Raw genomic sequence first — 14,007 nt, 5'->3', positions numbered from 1 at the left:
AAGACCGTAGTACATGCCAGCCATGTCCTATGGTCTTTTTTTAGCAGATTCTTTTATCTTGAAATATACCAGCTGGACGTTACTGTTGGAGCTGGCCTGATTTCTCTTCACTTCAAATAGATCAAGAGAATTGATGAACGGAGTGAATTTAGAAAAGCCAAAGTTCCGTACGTCAAAGTCCGGGAAGCGTTTAGCGAGCTGATTCCCCAGTTCTGCCGAAAAGATCCAGCCGTCGTCGTCGGAGCATTCTTCCACCAGGGAGAGAATCGCCTTTTTGATCATCTTCAGGTTAGTCTGGGGTTCAGGTCCCTTCTTTTTCAGACGGGAAGAGGAGGATACTGAGGCGGCAGACAATACGGAAGACTCGGTTTTTAGCTTGGAAACCGAACTGCTGGCCTTTTTTGCGGAAGTTCTTCCCTTTCTGGAAACAGGCATTTCCAGCTTATCGGCTTCCGCCGCCGGTTCACTTTCTGGATCCTGAGCGTCTGCGGCTTCCTCCTCCTGAAGATTGGACAAAAGGATATCCAGATATTTAAACTGGTTGCAGGCAGAGATGAAGGGCTTCGGCGTCTTGCTTTCCCCCATACCGATTACATGCATGCCGGATTCCCGGAGCCTTGCCGCCAGACGGGTGAAATCGCTGTCTGAGGAAGCGATGCAGAAACCGTCCACCGTTCCGGAATATAAGATATCCATCGCATCGATGATCATGGCCGAATCGGTGGAATTCTTGCCGGTGGTGTATCCATATTGCTGGATAGGGATGATGGAATTGTCCAGAAGGACATTCTTCCAGGAGTTCAGCTGGGGATTGGTCCAGTCCCCGTAGATTCTTTTGTAGGTTGCCACTCCGCTTTTGGCGGTTTCATCCAGAATGATCTTAATGTATTTTTCTGAAATGTTGTCTGCGTCGATCAATATCGCGAATTTTAATTCCTTATCCATAAATACCCCTTTTTTTATCAGAGAATCATCACAAAGGTCCCTGCGGTTATCAGGATTCCTCCCAGGACCGCTTTCCATGTCACTGCTTCGTGAAGAATCACGAATGCCAGGACGATGGAGATCACTACGCTGAATTTATCGATCGGCACCACTTTAGATGCGTCGCCGAGCTGCAGCGCGCGGTAATAGCAGATCCAGGACAGGCCCGTCGCCAGCCCGGACAGCACCAGGAAGATCCAGCTTTTTGCGGAGATGTCGGAAATCCCCTGCTGAGCTCCTGTCATGAATACGATTCCCCAGGCCATAACAAGCACCACTACGGTGCGGATCGCGGTGGCCAGATTGGAATTAATCCCCTCGATTCCCAGTTTTGCCAGGATCGATGTCAGCGCGGCAAATACCGCCGACAGAATCGCAAACCAAAACCACATACGTCTGCCTCCATTCATACTTTCGCCTCGTTTTCAATTAATACCAGTTCCAATAGTAGGAAATGTAGGAATCACCGCTGACGATCATCACCAGTATCATCATCACGCCGAGGACCAGAGCGATGGAACTGAGGACCAGGCCGGCAATGGCGAGCCCGCGGGAACTGGATTTCATGCCGATTATGCCAAATATCAGCCCTATGATGCCGATGGGTATGCAGAGCAGAGGAAGGCAGCAGCAGCAGGTGCCGATGATGCCGAGGACAAGTGAAGCGATGGCAAGGCCTGTATGGCCTTCTTCTCTGCCGTCCTTCTTATAGGTGTTCTGCCCGTAAGGATTTTGTCCGTAGGGATTTTGTCCATAAGGATTTTGTCCATAGGGATTTTGTCCATAAGGGTTCTGTCCATATGGATTCTGCTCATAAGAGCCCTGCTGATTCCCATATTCTTCGAAGGAGTTCTGCCCGGCCTGAAAGTTCGTTTCATTCTGGTCTGAAAATGGCTGATAATCCATATAAGGACGATGAGGTTCTTCGGAACTGCCGTCTTCGGATGTGCCTCCAGCCGTGTTTTCGCTGCCGTTATCCCAGGCAGCGCCCTGTCCGGATATATCTTCCGCGGGAGCCTTTGCTTGTCCGTCAGGAGTGAATACGGTACCGCATTCATCACAGACGGCTGCGCCATCGGAGAGCTCTTTGCCGCAAGTAGTACAATACATAGTCAAACCGCCTTTCTTTCCTTTGCCATGATCAAGTGTCCAAATGCAATACTACCATTATAAGCCAGCGGCAGGCAAAACTCAATGAAAATGTTTCGGGAGAACGGCACAGGCGGACAAAAGGGCCTCATATCTTTAAATTGTCCATTTCTGGGCCTGGATATACGGAAAAAGGCGATATGGCAACCACTAGTGCCATATCGCCGGAACGGCCGTATCAAAAATAAACGCTGCCGGAGCAGCTTTAATGGATAATAGGAAATGTTAGTCATGGATCTGCCGGCCGGTTTGGTCAATGTGATAGCTGTCTTTGTATATCAGCTGAGAGATGGGGACCAGTTCATATCCCTGGTTCTGGAGTCCTGTAATAATGGCTTCCAAAGCTTCTGGCGTGTACTTGGCGTTGTTGTGCATCAGGATAATGGAACCGTTATGGAGATTTTTGTGGTTGAGGACGGTCTTAACAATGTTTTCTGTGCCGTAATCCTTCCAGTCCAGGCTGTCCACATCCCATTGAATGCAATAGTATCCGCATTCTTTGCTGGTCAGCACTACGTTGTTGTCATAATTCCCGTAAGGCGGACGGAACAGGGTCATTTCCACCCCGGTCAGTTGTTTTACCTTGCTATGTACAGACATAAGCTCAGATTTGATTTCATCCGGGCTCAATTCACTCATATTGGGATGGGTCTCACTGTGGTTTCCCAGATCGTGGCCTTCCGAAGAAATGAATTTTACATCCTCCGGATAGGATTCCACCCAGTCTCCGGTCATGAAAAAGGTGCATTTTATGTTATGCTTCCGGAGGATATCCATGATGGTCCTGGTGCCTTCATTTCCCCAGGCGGCGTCAAAACTGAGGGCGACCTGTTTCCGGTCGGTATCTACACTGTAGATGGGAAGCTCTCTGGTGCCGACGGTACTGCCGGCGGAAATGGCCGCGGGGATATAGAGAATGGCACCGGCGGCCAGAATGAAGACAGCCAGCCACAAGAAGCCATTTTCCGCTATGCGGCGGAGAAGTTCTTTTTTCGAGGGCTTCTTTTTCGGGCTACGTATAAATCTCATGTTTACGCTGACCTTTCAAAAACTGTTATTGTTACAATGTATGCGGAGAACGGCGGGACATTCCCGGATAAAAAGAGAATGGACGGTTTGATGTGAACCTTGGAATGTGCTATAATCTTGGAAATGGATCCCATATTTGTACATCTGAAAGGAGGTATCGTATGAAAGAGACACTGCAGGACTTAAAGACGAGGCGCAGCATACGGAGCTATAGAACGGAACAGATTTCCGAAGAGGAGCTGAAACAGGTGCTGGAGGCGGGGACGTACGCGCCCACGGGTATGAATATGCAGTCACCGGTGATGGTGGTGATACAGGATAAGGCTTTGATAGAAAAGCTTTCCCGGATGAATGCGGATGTTATGGGAACGGATACAGACCCTTTTTATGGAGCTCCTACGGTTATCGTAGTTCTGGCTCATACAAGCCGGCCCACATACAGAGAGGACGGCAGCCTGGTGATGGGGAACCTGCTGAACGCGGCTCATGCCATAGGGCTTGGCTCCTGCTGGATACACAGGGCGAAGGAAGTCTTCAAGACCCGGGAAGGACAGGAGCTGCTTGAGGAGTGGGGGCTGAATGACCAGTATGAGGGCATCGGACATTGTCTGCTGGGCTATATTGACGGAGAATATCCGGAGACGAAGCCGAGAAAAGAGGGCTATATACTATGGATAAAGTAGTACACGAGATTCCGCCGGTATATGACAGGAATTCAAAGATTCTGATCCTGGGCAGCTTTCCTTCAGTCAAGTCCCGCGAAGGAAGATTTTTTTATCATCATCCTCAGAACCGGTTCTGGAAAGTGCTGGCGGCGGTATATGGAGCCTGCACCTGCAGCGGGAACAGCTGCGAAGGATATGTCCCGGAAACGGTGGAAGAGAAAAAGCAGTTTCTGCTGGAGAATCAGATAGCTGTATGGGATGTGATAGCCAGCTGCGACATTGACGGTTCCAGTGACAGCAGCATAAAAAACGTGGTTTCCAATGATCTGTCCGTGATCCTGGACGCTGCGGATATCCAGGTGATTTTCTGCAACGGAGGAACGTCCTTTAAATTATATGAAAAATATCTGGAGAAAAGGACCGGGCGGCAGGCGGTGAAGCTGCCGTCCACGAGTCCGGCCAACGCGGCGTATTCTCTGGAGAGACTTACAGCCCTGTGGAGGGAAGCGTGGCTTCCCTGACCTCAGGGCTGTTGTTTATGATCTGACGAAGGAGCAGGCTTTAAACGGCGGTAAACGGATTCTCTCAGAAGCGTGTAGATGACGGAGCAGAGCGGGACAAACAGCAGCATACCTGCGATTCCGAACATGCTCCCGCCCAAGGTCACGGCCACCAGCACCCAGATACCGGGAAGCCCGATGGAAGTGCCCACTACCTTTGGATATATCAGATTGCCCTCCAGCTGCTGAAGGAGCATCAAAAAGACGATGAAGACGACAGCTTTGACCGGACTGACGATCAGAATCAGGAAGGCGCCGATAAAACACCCGATGAAAGCTCCGAATACGGGAATTAGGGCGGTGAAGCCCACCAGTGTGCCGATTACCATCGCGTAAGGAAGGCGCAGGATGGTCATGCCCAGGAAGCACAGGACACCCAGTATGACAGCTTCTGTGCACTGTCCTGTTACGAAACTCGAGAAAATACGGTTTGAGACAGTACAGACCCGGAGAAACTGACCGGCTCTTTTCTCCGGAAGGAATACCTGGAGCAGCTTGCGGAACTGACCGCCGAGCTTTTCTTTGGAAGCCAGGATATACAAAGAGAAGATGAACGCCAGAAAGAAGTTGACGACTCCGCTCACAATGGAGGCGGTGACTCCGATAGTGGTATTGACGACGGTGGTCGCACCGTCCTGGAGGAATTTTCCTATGGTCTCCAGCATCTGTTTCCAGTCGATATTAATGCTTTCCAGCCGCTCCGTGGAGATGTCCCAATCCTCAGCCAGCTGTATCAGCCAGGCCTGTGCGTTCTCCATGAATACGGGGACACTTTTGCTCAGTATGGTGATGGTCCGGATCAGTTCGGGGACGACTAAAAAGATCACAAGGCACAAGGCCGCCAGTACAACAATAATGGACAGCAGCATGCAGACGGGCCTGTGTATGAGGTCCCAGACCTTCCGCCCTTTAAGCTTTCGGAACACCTTTTCCTCCAGCAGCCTCATGGGTACGTTCAGGATGAAAGCGATACATGCACCCAGGAGGAACGGGAAGAGGAGGCCGAGGACCCATCGGAAAGCGTTTCCAACGATGCTCAGATGCTCCAGCCCGACAAACAGAAGGATTCCGAATGCAATGAATCCGAGTATCTTTTTTGAGTTGTTCTTATTTAGTTCCATAGTTGATATTCGTCAGCCCTTTCTTAGAGATGATGTTCCAATCGTATTTATCTTACTATAAAGCCCGCTGGTATTCAAGAAAATATGTTGTCCGGCAGGGGGAAACAATTGCGGCCCGAGGCATGGACATGAAAGCTATAAGCATATAGACAACAAGCATTTGTTAAAAAACTATGAAATGATATAATGAATAATAAGAAAATGCTGTTCCCTGATGGGCTGAAGTAAAAAAGATAGAAGCAATGGTGCTTGGTATCCCGGATACTGAGCGTTTTTTTAAATTTCAGTCTGATAATTGCGGAAATCATGTCAAGGAGGCCAAAGCAGAAGACAGGGAGATGGCAGATTACAAATAACAGTGAGGGGAGAAAGCAAGACTATGGACGAGAGAATCCTGTATCCATCTTTCAGCGGAATCAATACGTTTCTGCGGGCGCCGTATGTGACCTTGGATGAAATTAAGGAGGGAGATTACGTTGTATCCGGAGTTCCTTATGATGTGACCATCGGCACCAGGCCGGGACCCAGATACGCTCCCAATGCGATTCGGGAGGAGACCAAGCACTTTATTTACCATCTTTGTGCCATTGACGGGGAGGTCGTAGATGTGTGCACGAAGAAAAGGATGCTGGCACCGCCTAAAGAGATCGTAAAGGATATCGGAGATATCCGTGTGTATCCCACGGACGTGATGAAGACGACGGAACAAGTGGCCGGCACCATTGAAAAGATCGTGGAAAAGGGCGCGTTTCCCGTCACTCTGGGCGGAGATCACTATATCGCTTATCCTGTCGTGAAGGGTTTTGAGCAGGGATATAAAAAACGCATGGGCAGGGATGTGAAGATCGGCTATTTACATATTGATTCTCACATGGACATGTACGATGAGAACGATACATGGGGAAAATATTATCAGGGCTCTCCGGCGCGGCGCATCAGTGAGCTGGAAAGCTTTGATCTGAAGCATATGGTCTTTGTAGGCCTGAACGGAACGACTGGAGCGGAGTGTTATGATCACGCGGTAAACGGCGGAGCTGCTTTGTATACCATTGATGATATCCGCAGGGACGGTGTGCGCGCGGTGATGGAAAAAGCCATTGCTATCGCATCAGAAGGTTGTGATGTGGTATATGCCACCATTGATATCGACATATTGGATCAGGCTTATGGATGCGGGACGGGCAGCTATGTATATGGAGGAATCACGGCCGTGGAGCTTCTGGAGATCGGAAGCATCCTCGGGGACGCTTCCTGCATCGGCGGAATCGATATGGTAGAGGTGTCACCGCCCTGTGACCCCACCGGTTCCACCAACAGGCTGGCGGCCAGCACTTTGATCAATTTCCTTAAGCCGAGGCTTTTTGAGTTCCGGTGAGAGACAGTTAATATGGCAGGAAGGGGCAGAGACGAAATGGTATTGGATGAACTGAAAAGACTTGCGGGACAGTACCGGGAAAAAATGATCGAACACCGAGTGCATCTTCATATGCATCCGGAGCTTCCCTTTTGTGAAAAGAACACGTCGGCGTATGTGAAGAAGGAATTGGAACGGATAGGCGTGCCCTATGTCCTTTGTGAAGGAAACTATGGGATCGTCGCAACGGTCACGGGCGGAAAGCCGGGAAAGAATATAGGCTTCCGGGCGGACATGGACGCTCTGGAGATACAGGAGGCCAATGATGTGCCTTACCGCTCCCAGGTTCCCGGCGTGATGCATGCCTGTGGACATGACGGCCACACGGCGGTGCTGCTGGGGCTGGCGGAGGCGCTCACAGAACATAAAGAGTTGGTACACGGAACGGTGAGATTATTCTTCCAGCCGGCGGAGGAGCTGGCTCCGGGAGGAGCGAAATCCATGGTGGATCAGGGTTTTGCTGACGGGCTGGACGAAGTCTTTGCCCTCCATTTTCAGGGGGAGACGGAGACCGGCACCATACGGACTACCACAGGAGCCATCATGGCCAATGCAGACAGCATTACAGTCACCATCCATGGCAGGGGAGCTCACGCAGCCGATCCCAATCTGGCGGCGGATGCACTGCTGGCAGGAGCCGCTGCCGTCTGTGCGCTTCAAAATATTGTTTCCCGCTTCCTGAACCCGCTGGATTCGGCAGTAGTCAGTATATGCACGTTCCATTCCGGAGAAAAGGTGTACAACGTCCTTCAGGACAAAGCGGTGTTTTTGGGAACGGTCCGGACCTTCAGCGCGGAAGCGAGAGCCAGGATAGAAGAGAAGATACACACGGTTTTGAAAGGGGTCTGCGAAATCTATGGGACGACCTATGAGCTGGAATACGAAAAAGGCTATCCGGCAGTGATCAATGACCGGCAGGTATCAGAACAAGCGGTTAAGGCCATGGAAAGGGCCGGCTTCCATGTGGAGATATGCAGGCCTGATCTGGGCGGCGAGGATTTCGCTTATTTCTTGAACCATACGCCGGGATGCTTCGCCTATATAGGCTGCGGAAACCGGAACAAGGGGATCTGCGCTTCGGTACACACCCCCAGATTTGATATTGATGAAGATGCTCTGGAGTCGGCGCTTCTTTGCGAGCTGGCGCTTTACGGAAACGCAGTTGGTACGTTTTAATAGACGGGAAGACAAGACTTCAGTATGGAGATGAGGCAAAGGCGCCCGCATCTGAACGCAGGCGCCTTTCTTATAAATTATTAAAGGAGGAAGAAGCATGAAAAAATTATTGGCACTGCTGCTGTCCCTGGTGATGGTACTCAGCCTGGCAGGCTGCGGCAGCAAAAACTCGGATGACAATGAGACAGACGGCGGCAAGACAACGGCGGCTGCGGACAACAAGGGGACGGACGAGAGCAAGGAAGCAGGCGGCTCGGATACGGATAACTATAAAATCGGTATCGTGACTGGTACTGTAGCTCAGACGGAAGAAGAATACCGTGCAGCTCAGTCCATGAAAACTCTTTACGGCGAAGACCATATCGTAACTGCCACTTATCCGGATAAATTTGAGGATGAGCAGCAGCAGGTGATCCAGACTATTAAGAACATGGCCCAGGATCCGGATATGAAAGCTATCATCGTATGTCAGGCGGTGCCCGGCACAAAGGTAGCGTTTGAAGCGATCAAGAGCGATCCCAATACCAAGGATATCCTGCTGGTGGCAGGCGTTCCTTTTGAAGATCCCAACGTTATCACGACGGCTGCGGATATCTCCATCGACGCGGACCATCCCAATATCGGTTATTCGATGACGAAGCAGGCAAAGGAAATGGGAGCAGAGACCTTCGTATTCTATTCCTTTGCCCGTCACATGGCCCAGGAGCTGGTCGTACAGAAGCGTGACAACGCTGAAAAATCCTGTGAAGAGCTTGGAATGAAATTCGTATACGCAGAATGTGTTGACCCCATGGGTGAGCAGGGAGTTTCCGGTGCTCAGCAGTGGATTCTGGAAGACCTTCCCCGTAAGCTGGAAGAGTATGGAGACAATGTGGCGTTCTTTGCGACTAACTGCTCTTTGCAGGTTCCGATTATTACTACAATTTTAAACGACAAAGAACACAATTCTCTTTATCCGCTTCAGTGCTGCCCGTCTCCGCTCCATGCGCTTCCCGAAGCTCTGGGACTTGAGATTCCGGACGATAAGAAAGCAGACGTCCCTTATATTCTGGAGGCTGAGGCAAAATCAGTGAAGGAAAAAGGCGGAGAAGGAAGAGTCGCTACCTGGGCCGCTCCTACGGACTACAGTATCATCGTAGGCAGCGTCGCGTATGCTCTGGAGTATATCAAGGGCAACACAAACGGCCTGAATGATGAAGAAGCTTATCTGAAATGTATGAATGATATTGCCAACGGTGCGGAAATTACCTTAAATCATGTTGTGGACAGCCAGACGGGTAATACCTATGACAACTATTACCTGTTCTCCTCTACGTATGTAACCTACTAAAAGATTAAAGGTCCCTCCTGGAGTCTTCAGGGGGGACTTTTTACAAAAAACGCACCTTGGATGGAGGATAAGAACATGGGTGATGCTTATGTCCTGCAAATGAAAAACATAGGAAAAGAATATTCAGGAAACCCCGTGCTGAAAGGGATAGATTTGAAAGTAAAGCCTGGTGAGATCCATGCCCTTTTAGGTGAAAACGGAGCAGGAAAATCCACCTTGATGAATGTTCTTTTTGGAATGCCGGTGATCCATAACACCGGCGGATATACGGGAGAAATCTGTCTGGATGGCGAGAAAGTACATATCTCATCGCCGAAGCATGCGATGGATCTGGGAATCGGTATGGTACATCAGGAATTTATGCTGATACCTGGTTTTGCTGTATATGAGAACCTGAAGCTGAACAGGGAGGTCACGAAGCCGAATGCCGTCAGCCGCGTGGCAGGAAAAAGCTATGAATCCCTGGACAACGGACAGATGCGAGCGGATACGAAAGAGGCCCTGGATAAGGTCGGAATGGATTTGGACACGGATGAGATGGTGGGAGAGCTTCCCGTCGGACATATGCAGTTTCTGGAGATCGCCAGGGAAATTGACAAAAAAGGCGTTCGTATATTGGTGTTTGACGAACCGACGGCAGTGCTCAACGAGACCGAGGCTTCGAGACTTTTGGAGAGTATGAAGAGGCTGGCAGGCATGGGAATCGCGATCATCTTCATAACCCACAGGCTTCAGGAAGTGATTGACGTATGCGACACGGTCACGATTCTCCGGGACGGAAGCCTGGTGACCAACTGTCAGGTAAAGGATACGGATGCAGTGCAGCTGGCCGAGATGATGGTCGGACGGAATGTGAGCTACAGCGATATCTCAGGCCGGGTGGATAAGTTTGATGATTCGGACATTGTGCTGGAGTTTCGGAATTTCTCCGTGGATATGCCGGGAGAACAGGTGAAGAATATCGACCTGAAGGTAAGACGCGGAGAAATCATAGGGATCGGCGGCCTGGCCGGACAGGGGAAGCTGGGAATCCCCAACGGAGCCATGGGCCTTTATCCTGCATCGGGAGAGCTTTTATATGAGGGAAAGGCGCTCCCGCTGAACCATACAAAAAAAATATTGGAAAAAGGAATCTCTTTCCTTTCAGAGGACCGGAAGAAAATCGGGCTTATTTTGTCCGAATCCATAGAAGACAATATGGTCTTCAACGCCATGCAGATCAAAAGGGAATATCTTTTTGATTTTAAGCTGTTCTCGTTCCGGAATAACAAAAAGATCGCGGAGTTCGCGGATCAGATGATTCATGAATTTGATATCCGCTGTGTGGGCCGTAAACAGCAGGTCCAGAACTTGAGCGGCGGGAATCAGCAGAAGGTATGCCTGGCGAAAGCGCTCGCGCTGAACCCGAAGGTGCTGTTCGTTTCAGAGCCGACGAGAGGAATTGATATCGGAGCCAAAAAGCTGGTTCTGGATAAATTAAAGGAGCTCAGCTGGAATCAGGGCATCACGATCATCCTGGTGTCCAGTGAACTTATGGAGCTTCGTTCTATCTGTGACAGAATCGTCATTGTGTGCGGCGGGAAAGTGGCTGATATCCTTTCACCAAGGGAGGACGACGCTAAGTTCGGCCTGGCAATGGCAGGTACAAAGGCAGAAAAGGAGGCGGAGAAAACATCATGAGCTCTGAACCGAAGAAACCGAAGAATTCCACCCTGGTGGAGATCAAGAAAGTAATATCCAACATAGGAATTTCCAGGCTGATCGTGGCGCTGTTCTTTGTATTTCTGCTCTGTATGACGGCTAAGCAGGAAGTGCCCGGGACTATCAGCAATGTATTGACGAGAATCGGTATGCATGGTGTGCTGGTCCTCTGTATGGTACCGTCCATACGGTCGGGACTCGGCCCTAATTTTGCCGTTCCATTCGGTATCCTGGCGGGACTTCTGGGAGGGCTGATCGCCGTCCAGTTCAATATGACCGGCCTCGGAGGATTTGCCGTAGCGGTCGTATGCGCTTTGATCATTTCTTTCCCCATGGGGCTTTTGTTTGGCTACCTGATGAACCGGGTGAAGAATTCGGAAATGATGGTAGCGACATATTTCGGATATGCAATGGTGGCCATCATGTGCATCGGATGGCTCCTGCTTCCTTTTACAAACAATGCGATCACCTGGTCCATGGGAAAGGGTCTTCGTAATACCATCAATTTGGAGCCGTATTTTGGAAACGCCCTCAATAATATCGGAGCCATAACGAAATCCTACAATGCGGGAGATACCATGATGATACCGGTCGGCGTGCTTGTCATCTGGCTTGTGGTATCCATTGTCCTTTACTGGGTATTCATCAGGACGAGGGATATCGACTTGGATAATATGAAGGATGAGGAACTGGCCGCTTACAACAAGACGCGGAAGGAAAGAAAGAAGACTGGCATCATCTCCGTTGCTCTGATCACAGTGGTCTGCGCCGTCCTCGCCTTTGCGGATATCGGCTTCCTGCACGGCATCAGGAGTGCGCTGAGCGTACATATCACCTTTAAGTCCAATACTTCCATGGAAATTCCAACGGGTATGCTGGTGTTCCTGGTTCTCTGCTGTTTCGCCATGTGGCTTTTCAACAAGAGCAAGACCGGGATTTCCATGGCCGCGGCAGGCTCCAATCCTGATTGTGCCCGCGCAAGCGGTATCAATATCAACAAGCAGCGCATGATCGGCGCGACCATGAGCATCATGCTGTCGGCGGTAGGCATCCTCGTGTACGCACAGAGCTTTGGATTTCTGCAGCTTTACAACGCGCCTCTTAATATGTGCTTCCCTCCCATCGCTGCGATTCTGATCGGCGGTGCGAGTATAAAGCAGGCCAAGATATCCCATGTGCTGATCGGTGTCGTATTATTCCAGGGGATATTGACCATGGGGCCCACTATCGCAGGAAGATATCTGTCTGGTCTGGGTGACGGCATGGATCCCACGGAAATTGTCCGTATCATCATTACCAACGGCATCATCTTGTATGCGTTGACGAAGGCAGGAGGTGCGTCCAGTGAAGAATAACAGTAAATTTGCAAAGGCGGGCAGCTTTGCCAAGAAAAATATCGCGGCGATCATTTTCATTCTCATTGCGATCATCTGCTATTCCCTTTCGGGGATGAAGCCTTCCTACGTGATCCAGCAGGTGCTTTTAAGGCTGGGGCAGAACAGCTTCCTGGTCCTGGCGCTGATCATTCCGATCATAGCCGGCATGGGGCTTAACTTTTCCATTACGGTCGGAGCTATGGCGGCTCAGATAGCTATTTTCTTCGTGACCAACTGGGCATATCAGACCCAGAGCGCTGTTTTCTCCGGATTTTCCGGGTTCCTGATCGCGCTGGTGATGCTGATACCTCTCTCTCTGTTCTTCGGTTTTCTGGCAGGAAAGCTGCTGAACAAGACGAAAGGGCAGGAAATGATAGCCGGTATGATTCTTGGCTTTTTTGCTACCGGTATTTATATGTTCTTCTTTCTGATCATTATCGGAACCGTGATCCATATTGACAATCCGTTCCTGATCATTTCTGGCGGAGTCGGCGTGAAGAATACCTTTGACATTACGATCGCCAGCTCTTTAGACAACCTGTTCAACCGGAAGCTGGCAGTCGCGGGCCCTTATATCATGTGCCTGTTTATCCTGCACTTCACCCGGAAGATTAATTTTAAATTCTTTGAGGGAAAGAAACACGGGAAGCTTTTATCTGTGATTCCCTTCCTCGCGGGCGCGGCATCTATGACCGCCTATATGCTGGCGGGAGAAAAACCGGCGGATTTCATGATCATTTTCTATTACCTGGGAATGGCCATAGCTGTATTGTCAATCGCCCTCAGTGTATACCGGATCGTGAAGTTCAAAAAAGAGGATCTGAAGATATCGGCGGTCATCGCCGTGGCCGTCTGTCTGGCTGTGATCATCTTCTTCCAGGCTCTGGAATATGTAAATCCCGGTTCCAAGGCAGCTCTGGATGAGATTAAGGCAATCCTTAAGGTGAGAGTCCCCATGTCCACCTATCTGGCAATTCTGGGGCTCTGCCTGTTCAATACCTTCATTCTCAAGACCAAGATCGGCCAGAATCTGAGAACCGTGGGGCAGAGCATGAGTGTGGCTACGGCCTCCGGCATCAATGTTAACAAGGTGCGTATCTACGCTATTGTATTGTCCACTTTGTTTGCCGGGATCGGGCAGCTGATCTATCTGCAGTGCATCGGCTCTCTGCAGACCTACGCGGCCCATAACAATATAGCGCTTTATTCTGTGGCAGCCCTTCTGGTAGGCGGCGCTTCAGTTACGAAAGCCACCAACAAGCAGGCATTGTTCGGGATCATCATTTTCCATACGATCCTGATCGTGCTTCCTTCCGCTGTGGGGACTGTGTTCGAAGATGCACAGAACAGCGAGTATTTCCGGGCGTTCATGCTGTACAGCGTTATCTGCTTCTCACTGATCTCTTACGCAGTCGCGGCCAAGAAGAAGAAATCCAAAGCCGCGGACGGGCCGGAACAGGAAAAGCTGCCATCGGAGGAACAAGAATAGCAGGAGGCGTATC

The 14,007-nt window shown here is 50.3% G+C and carries 13 protein-coding genes; 8 read left to right on the top strand and 5 right to left on the bottom strand.

Annotated elements, in window-relative coordinates; all coding sequences use genetic code 11:
• Positions 1-27 precede the first annotated feature (27 nt).
• The 4 genes from LQE92_RS10630 to LQE92_RS10615 all read right to left on the bottom strand — a co-directional run bounded on the left by LQE92_RS10630 (position 28) and on the right by LQE92_RS10615 (position 3,162).
• A complete protein-coding gene (locus tag LQE92_RS10630; protein ID WP_231062942.1) occupies positions 28-945 on the bottom strand; it encodes an NYN domain-containing protein in 918 nt (305 codons plus the stop codon).
• A 17-nt stretch (positions 946-962) separates the two neighbouring features.
• Positions 963-1,376 carry an EamA family transporter gene (locus tag LQE92_RS10625; RefSeq protein WP_231062941.1) on the bottom strand — a complete coding sequence of 138 codons (414 nt, stop codon included), beginning with the start codon at positions 1,374-1,376 and terminating at the stop codon, positions 963-965.
• Between the two features lie 37 nt (positions 1,377-1,413).
• A complete protein-coding gene (locus tag LQE92_RS10620) occupies positions 1,414-2,094 on the bottom strand; it encodes a zinc ribbon domain-containing protein (RefSeq protein WP_231062940.1) in 681 nt (226 codons plus the stop codon).
• 264 nt (positions 2,095-2,358) lie between these two features.
• Positions 2,359-3,162, bottom strand: a complete 804-nt coding sequence (locus LQE92_RS10615; protein ID WP_231062939.1) for a polysaccharide deacetylase family protein — start codon at positions 3,160-3,162, stop codon at positions 2,359-2,361.
• 161 nt (positions 3,163-3,323) lie between these two features.
• On the opposite strand from LQE92_RS10615, the gene LQE92_RS10610 reads away from it, so the two are divergent.
• Complete coding sequence (locus tag LQE92_RS10610) at positions 3,324-3,845, top strand: nitroreductase (RefSeq protein ID WP_231062938.1); 522 nt, start codon at positions 3,324-3,326, stop codon at positions 3,843-3,845.
• A complete protein-coding gene (locus LQE92_RS10605) occupies positions 3,833-4,348 on the top strand; it encodes a DNA-deoxyinosine glycosylase (RefSeq protein ID WP_231062937.1) in 516 nt (171 codons plus the stop codon). Before LQE92_RS10610 ends, LQE92_RS10605 begins: the two co-directional genes overlap by 13 nt.
• Before the next feature lie 2 nt (positions 4,349-4,350).
• On the opposite strand, the gene LQE92_RS10600 is transcribed toward LQE92_RS10605, so the two are convergent.
• Positions 4,351-5,508 carry an AI-2E family transporter gene (locus LQE92_RS10600; protein ID WP_231062936.1) on the bottom strand — a complete coding sequence of 386 codons (1,158 nt, stop codon included), beginning with the start codon at positions 5,506-5,508 and terminating at the stop codon, positions 4,351-4,353.
• A gap of 379 nt (positions 5,509-5,887) precedes the next feature.
• Here LQE92_RS10600 and LQE92_RS10595 point away from each other — a divergent pair, with 379 nt between their 5' ends.
• The 6 genes from LQE92_RS10595 to LQE92_RS14545 all read left to right on the top strand — a co-directional run bounded on the left by LQE92_RS10595 (position 5,888) and on the right by LQE92_RS14545 (position 13,994).
• Positions 5,888-6,883 carry an agmatinase family protein gene (locus LQE92_RS10595; protein ID WP_231062935.1) on the top strand — a complete coding sequence of 332 codons (996 nt, stop codon included), beginning with the start codon at positions 5,888-5,890 and terminating at the stop codon, positions 6,881-6,883.
• Between the two features lie 12 nt (positions 6,884-6,895).
• On the top strand, positions 6,896-8,098 hold the full coding sequence (locus LQE92_RS10590; protein WP_231062934.1) for an amidohydrolase: 1,203 nt from the start codon (positions 6,896-6,898) through the stop codon (positions 8,096-8,098).
• 97 nt (positions 8,099-8,195) lie between these two features.
• Entirely contained in the window at positions 8,196-9,428 is a 1,233-nt protein-coding gene (locus tag LQE92_RS10585; RefSeq protein ID WP_231062933.1) for a DUF3798 domain-containing protein, read from the top strand.
• Positions 9,429-9,503: 75 nt separating this feature from the next.
• The gene (locus tag LQE92_RS10580) at positions 9,504-11,108 is read left to right on the top strand and encodes a sugar ABC transporter ATP-binding protein (protein WP_231062932.1); all 1,605 of its coding nucleotides are present in this window, start codon (positions 9,504-9,506) and stop codon (positions 11,106-11,108) included.
• Positions 11,105-12,484, top strand: a complete 1,380-nt coding sequence (locus LQE92_RS10575; protein ID WP_231062931.1) for an ABC transporter permease subunit — start codon at positions 11,105-11,107, stop codon at positions 12,482-12,484. The genes LQE92_RS10580 and LQE92_RS10575 overlap by 4 nt, the downstream gene beginning before the upstream one ends.
• Positions 12,474-13,994 (top strand): ABC transporter permease subunit, encoded by a 1,521-nt coding sequence (locus LQE92_RS14545; protein ID WP_231062930.1) that lies wholly within the window; start codon positions 12,474-12,476, stop codon positions 13,992-13,994. Before LQE92_RS10575 ends, LQE92_RS14545 begins: the two co-directional genes overlap by 11 nt.
• Positions 13,995-14,007: the final 13 nt, after the last annotated feature.

Origin of the sequence: Lientehia hominis (assembly GCF_021044755.1) — a bacterium.
GTDB classification, from domain to species: domain Bacteria; phylum Bacillota; class Clostridia; order Lachnospirales; family Lachnospiraceae; genus Lientehia; species Lientehia hominis.
This window is presented reverse-complemented; position numbering and strand designations above follow the sequence as displayed.

Bases quoted from the DNA above. Each gene is read 5' to 3' on its own strand.
- LQE92_RS10600 (WP_231062936.1), bottom strand. From the start codon at position 5,508: ATGGAACTAAATAAGAACAACTCAAAAAAGATACTCGGATTCATTGCA.
- LQE92_RS10575 (WP_231062931.1), top strand. From the start codon at position 11,105: ATGAGCTCTGAACCGAAGAAACCGAAGAATTCCACCCTGGTGGAGATC.
- LQE92_RS10620 (WP_231062940.1), bottom strand. From the start codon at position 2,094: ATGTATTGTACTACTTGCGGCAAAGAGCTCTCCGATGGCGCAGCCGTC.
- LQE92_RS10585 (WP_231062933.1), top strand. From the start codon at position 8,196: ATGAAAAAATTATTGGCACTGCTGCTGTCCCTGGTGATGGTACTCAGC.
- LQE92_RS10605 (WP_231062937.1), top strand. From the start codon at position 3,833: ATGGATAAAGTAGTACACGAGATTCCGCCGGTATATGACAGGAATTCA.
- LQE92_RS10625 (WP_231062941.1), bottom strand. From the start codon at position 1,376: ATGTGGTTTTGGTTTGCGATTCTGTCGGCGGTATTTGCCGCGCTGACA.
- LQE92_RS10610 (WP_231062938.1), top strand. From the start codon at position 3,324: ATGAAAGAGACACTGCAGGACTTAAAGACGAGGCGCAGCATACGGAGC.
- LQE92_RS10630 (WP_231062942.1), bottom strand. From the start codon at position 945: ATGGATAAGGAATTAAAATTCGCGATATTGATCGACGCAGACAACATT.
- LQE92_RS10595 (WP_231062935.1), top strand. From the start codon at position 5,888: ATGGACGAGAGAATCCTGTATCCATCTTTCAGCGGAATCAATACGTTT.
- LQE92_RS10580 (WP_231062932.1), top strand. From the start codon at position 9,504: ATGGGTGATGCTTATGTCCTGCAAATGAAAAACATAGGAAAAGAATAT.
- LQE92_RS10590 (WP_231062934.1), top strand. From the start codon at position 6,896: ATGGCAGGAAGGGGCAGAGACGAAATGGTATTGGATGAACTGAAAAGA.
- LQE92_RS10615 (WP_231062939.1), bottom strand. From the start codon at position 3,162: ATGAGATTTATACGTAGCCCGAAAAAGAAGCCCTCGAAAAAAGAACTT.